Source organism: Paenibacillus sp. UNC451MF (assembly GCF_000686845.1).
GTDB lineage: Bacteria > Bacillota > Bacilli > Paenibacillales > NBRC-103111 > Paenibacillus_S.
Window position 1 is genome coordinate 1 of sequence record NZ_JMLS01000069.1, and the last position, 3250, is coordinate 3250.

The window sequence follows — 3250 nt, forward strand, 5'->3', positions numbered from 1 at the left end:
GAAGGCTTTTTTTATAAATAATGGCGTTCCGGCACGTTTGAGCCAGCTGCCACAAAAATTGGTTATTCTCATTCCCTAACAGCTGTGTTAACATATGGACTAGCTAAGTCGGTTTATGTCGAAACTTGCAATAATCATTGCTATTTTCATAGTGTGGTGATAAAATATATTTACCAAGTAATCTTATTGGAATTATATATTTAATTTCTCGGGGGAGGCAATTTATCGTGAAGCGTTTGAAACAAAGTATAGCTCTCGTGCTCGTCCTGATTCTTGCAATCAGCTTGGCGGCATGCGGGTCCAAACCGGAAGCAAAGCCGGCTGATAATGGTGCTGCTGCCAATGCAAGCGGAGGCCCGTTAGAGAATAAAAAAATCGCATTGATTATGCAAATCAATTTAGGTACATTCTCCGCGCAGTACATAGAGGGCGTGAAGGAGCAAACCGAAAAGCTCGGCGGCAAGGTTACCGTATTTACAGCCGACGGCGATTTGGCTAAAATGTCCTCGCATCTGGATGCTGCCATCAACCAAAAATTTGACGGTATTTTGATCGACCACGGAACAGCTGAAGCTTTGGATCAAGGCGTACAAAAGGCACTGGATAAGAAAATCCCAGTTATCGCATTTGACGCCGATATTAAAAAGCCTGGTGTAACCGTACTTGAGCAAGGCGACCAAAAAATGGCCGAAGTGACATTGGACAAAATGAACAAAGACATCGGCGGCAAAGGCAACATCGTTAAAATTTGGGTAGCCGGCTTCGCTCCAATGGAACGCAGACAAATTGCTTACAAAGATTTCATGGATAAAAACAAAGACATTAAAGAAATCGCCGCGTTTGGTGCAGCATCTCAGAACACGGCTCTGGATACGCAATCTCAAATGGAAGCTATTCTGAAAAAGTACCCGAACAAAGGCGATATCACCGCTGTGTGGGCTGCTTGGGATGAATTTGCTAAAGGTGCTTCCCGCGCGATTCAGCAAGCAGGACGTACTGAAATTAAAGTATACGGTATCGATATGAGCGATGAAGATTTGCAAATGATTCAAGATACTAAGAGCCCGTGGATCGCTTCCGCAGCGGTAGATCCTAAAGATATCGGACGTATTCAGGTTCGTTACCTGTACCAAAAGCTGCATGGCGATTCTACACCGGATAAAATCGTATTGGATCCTGTATTCGTATCCCGCGATCAATTGCCTAGCACTCAAATCTCCACTGCTCAGCTGAGCGAGCATGTTAAAGGCTGGGGTAACAGCCAGCAAGGTTATACTGACTGGTTGAAGCAAGCTGAGAAACAGTCTGCTGCGAAGTAATACATTTCAGCAATGTCCCATAGTCCTTTATCCCATCGGAATCTCCCGGTGGGATTTTCCATTGAAATAAGGAGTGTGATGAACGATGTCCCTATCCACCGCCTTACTGCAAATGAACCGAATATCCAAATCGTTTCCCGGCGTTAAGGCGCTGCAGCAGGTTGACTTCGAAGTACGCGGCGGTGAGATCCATGCGCTGCTTGGAGCCAACGGAGCCGGTAAAAGCACGCTGATCAAAGTGCTCTCCGGTGCTTACCTCCCGGATGAAGGAGAAATCTCCATTGACGGAAAGGCTCTTGTGATCCACGGCCCTAGCGACGCTATGAGCAGCGGAATTCAATGCGTGTACCAAGAAGTAGACACCGCCTTGGTGTCGAGACTGACTATAGCGGAGAACATTATGCTTGACCGCATTACACACGGGAACGGCAGCGGCTGGGTAAATTGGAGTAGCCTGAACAAGGAAGCCGACCGAATCGTTCGCGAAATCGGTCTATCGATTGATGTGCGGCGTCAGGTCGCTGAGCTCAGCATCGCACAGAAGCAGCTGGTTCTGATTGCTCGCGCCTTGGCTCAGCAAGCCAAATTTATTATTTTCGACGAGCCGACGGCTCCTCTGAGCAATGAAGAGGCCGATCAGTTGTTCCGTATTATGGATCGGCTCAAATCAGAGGGTGTTGGCTGTATCTTCATTTCGCACAGGCTTAATGAAGTGTTTCGCATCAGCGACCGTGTAACGGTCATGCGGGACGGCCAACGAATCAGTACCCAATCTGCGTCGGATACGAATGCGCAGGCAGTCATCGAGCAAATGCTCGGAAGAACGTTCGAGGAAGAATTTCCCAAAGTTGAGGTGGCCATCGGCGAGCCGCTGCTTGAAGCCAAAGACATTACGTTCTCGACCAAAGTTCGCGGCGTGAACTTGACGGTCCACCGCGGCGAAATCGTCGGTGTCGTGGGCTTAGTCGGGGCCGGCAAGACCGAACTATCCCGTGTGTTGTTCGGAGCCGATCCGATGGATCGCGGGGAAATTCGGATACGCGGCAAGCAGGTACGGCTAGCGAGCCCTACCGCTGCCGTGCGGGAAGGCATCGCCCTTATTCCGGAGGAGCGACGCAAGCAGGGCATTCTGGTTGAGCAGTCCGTGAAGCACAACTTGTCCTTGCCGCTGCTGAAGCTGTTCAGCAGCTTCGGCTTTGTCCAACGGTCCAAAGAAGCTTCCAATGCCGCGGAAATGATTAAGCAGTTAGGCATTCAGCCGCCGAATATGGAGCAAACAGTCCAATATTTGAGCGGCGGCAACCAGCAGAAGGTCGCTGTCGGCAAATGGCTTCCGACCGATGCACAGGTTTATTTGTTCGACGAACCGACCAAAGGCGTCGATGTCGGTGCCAAGAGCGATATATTCCGGCTGATCGGACGCCTTGCCCAAGAAGGCAAGGGGATCCTTTACTTGTCGTGTGAAATCTCCGAAATATTGGGCATTGCCGACCGGATTCTTGTCATGAGCTACGGCCAGATTGTCAAGGAATTGCGGCGCGATGAAGCTACGCAGGAGCAAATTTTGTATTATGCCAGTGCAGGGGAGGCTGTGGTACAGTGAAAGACAAGCTGCTCGATTATTCATACAAATACGGGGCTTTAATTATTATTGCGGCGGTTATCGTCGTATTCTCCGTCGTGAACGAAAACTTCTTATCTTATGACAATATGGCTGATATTCTCAGGTCTATCTCCATTGTTACTTTCGTAGCAATCGGAGTGACGTTCTCACAGATCGTGGACGGATTCGATCTTTCTGTCGGCTCCACTGTCTCACTAACAACTGTCGTTGTCGCATCGATGATGGTATGGTACCAGCTTCCGCTTATCGTCGTATTAACGGTACCTCTACTCATCGGCGCCGTCATCGGCTTGTTGAACGCCTTGCT

General features: G+C 49.3%; 3 protein-coding genes. All 3 read left to right on the plus strand.

What is annotated here, in order from left to right; translation table 11 throughout:
• The first annotated feature begins 227 nt into the window (after positions 1-227).
• Positions 228-1319 carry a sugar ABC transporter substrate-binding protein gene (locus BP97_RS0130865; RefSeq protein ID WP_028552545.1) on the plus strand — a complete coding sequence of 364 codons (1092 nt, stop codon included), beginning with the start codon at positions 228-230 and terminating at the stop codon, positions 1317-1319.
• 85 nt (positions 1320-1404) lie between these two features.
• Positions 1405-2922 carry a sugar ABC transporter ATP-binding protein gene (locus tag BP97_RS0130870; RefSeq protein WP_028552546.1) on the plus strand — a complete coding sequence of 506 codons (1518 nt, stop codon included), beginning with the start codon at positions 1405-1407 and terminating at the stop codon, positions 2920-2922.
• A partial coding sequence (locus BP97_RS0130875) for an ABC transporter permease (protein ID WP_028552547.1) occupies positions 2919-3250 on the plus strand: 332 nt, incomplete at its 3' end. The genes BP97_RS0130870 and BP97_RS0130875, both read left to right, overlap by 4 nt.

What these genes read in the sequence shown, in the direction of transcription:
- BP97_RS0130870 (WP_028552546.1), top strand. Translation starts at nt 1,405, where the DNA reads ATGTCCCTATCCACCGCCTTACTGCAAATGAACCGAATATCCAAATCG.